This is a genomic window from Mesorhizobium sp. M7D.F.Ca.US.004.03.1.1 (assembly GCF_003998635.1).
GTDB classification, from domain to species: Bacteria; Pseudomonadota; Alphaproteobacteria; order Rhizobiales; family Rhizobiaceae; genus Mesorhizobium; species Mesorhizobium loti.
Map to the genome: position 1 here is coordinate 1 of NZ_RZQG01001172.1, position 1,595 is coordinate 1,595.

2 protein-coding genes are annotated in these 1,595 nt (G+C 62.3%); both read left to right on the top strand.

Annotation, left to right across the window (positions count from 1 at the left end; genetic code table 11):
* Window positions 1-970, top strand: a 970-nt coding sequence (locus EN935_RS35210) for an NADH-quinone oxidoreductase subunit D (RefSeq protein ID WP_127374183.1), incomplete at its 5' end; no start/stop codon positions are given.
* On the top strand, window positions 971-1,595 hold a 625-nt coding region (gene nuoE / locus EN935_RS35215), incomplete at its 3' end, for an NADH-quinone oxidoreductase subunit NuoE (RefSeq protein WP_127374184.1).

The window sequence follows — 1,595 nt, forward strand, 5'->3', positions numbered from 1 at the left end:
GAATCAGGAGCACGCTTTCGCGCTCGCCGCCGAGCGCCTGCTGGGCATCGAAGTGCCGAAGCGCGGCCAGCTGATCCGCGTGCTTTACTGCGAAATCGGCCGCATCATGTCGCATATCCTCAATGTGACGACGCAGGCGATGGATGTCGGCGCGCTGACGCCGCCGCTGTGGGGCTTCGTCGAGCGCGAAAAGCTGATGGTGTTCTATGAGCGCGCCTCCGGTTCGCGCATGCATGCCGCCTATTTCCGCCCCGGTGGTGTCCATCAGGACCTGCCGCAGAAGCTTGTCGAGGATATCGGCAAGTGGATCGACCCGTTCCTGAAGTCGATCGACGACCTCGATCAGTTGCTGACCGGCAACCGCATCTTCAAGCAACGCAATGTCGACATCGGCACCGTTTCGCTGGCCGATGCCTGGGCCTGGGGTTTTTCGGGCGTCATGGTGCGTGGCTCGGGCGCTGCCTGGGACCTGCGCAAGTCGCAACCCTATGAATGCTATTCGGAAATGGATTTCGACATTCCGATCGGCAAGAACGGCGATTGCTTCGACCGTTACCTCGTGCGCATGGAAGAGATGCGCCAGTCGGCGAAGATCATGCGCCAGTGCGTCGACCTTCTGCTCGGCAAGGAAAGCACCGGCCCGGTGTCGAACCTCGACGGCAAGGTGGTGCCGCCGAAGCGCCAGGCGATGAAGCGCTCGATGGAAGCGCTGATCCATCACTTCAAGCTCTACACCGAGGGTTATCGCGTGCCGGCCGGCGAGGTCTATGCGGCGGTCGAAGCGCCGAAAGGCGAGTTCGGCGTCTATCTGGTCTCCGACGGCTCCAACAAGCCCTATCGCTGCAAGCTGCGCGCGCCCGGCTTCGCGCATCTGCAAGCGATGGATTTCCTCTGCCGCGGCCACATGCTGGCCGACGTCACCGCCGTTCTCGGCTCCCTCGACATCGTGTTTGGTGAGGTCGATCGCTAAATGTCAGTCCGCCGTCTCGCAGAAGCAAGCGCCCAGCCAGCATCCTTCGCCTTCAACCGGGCGAATGCCGCGGCTGCGAAGCAATGGATCAAGAAGTACCCGAAGGGCCGTGAGCAGTCGGCCATCATTCCGCTTCTGATGATCGCGCAGGAGCAGGAAGGCTGGGTGACGAAGGCGGCGATCGAGACGATCTCCGACATGCTCGGCATGCCCCGCATCCGCGGCCTAGAGGTCGCGACCTTCTATACGCAGTACCAGTTGAACCCGGTCGGCACGCGTGCGCATATCCAGGTCTGCGGCACCACGCCCTGCATGCTGCGCGGCTCGGAAGCGCTGATGGATGTGTGCCGGTCAAAGATCCATCACGACCAGTTCCACACCAACGACAAGGGCACGCTGTCGTGGGAAGAGGTCGAATGCCTTGGCGCTTGCGTCAACGCGCCGATGGTCATGATCTTTAAAGATACTTTCGAAGACCTCACCCCGGAACGGCTGGCCGAAATCATCGATCTCTACGGCGCCGGCAAGGGTGCTGAGGTCAAGCCCGGACCGCAGGACGGTCGCACCGGCTCGGAGCCGGCCTCCGGCCTCACGAGCCTGAAGAGCGAAAAGGCGATCCTCAAGT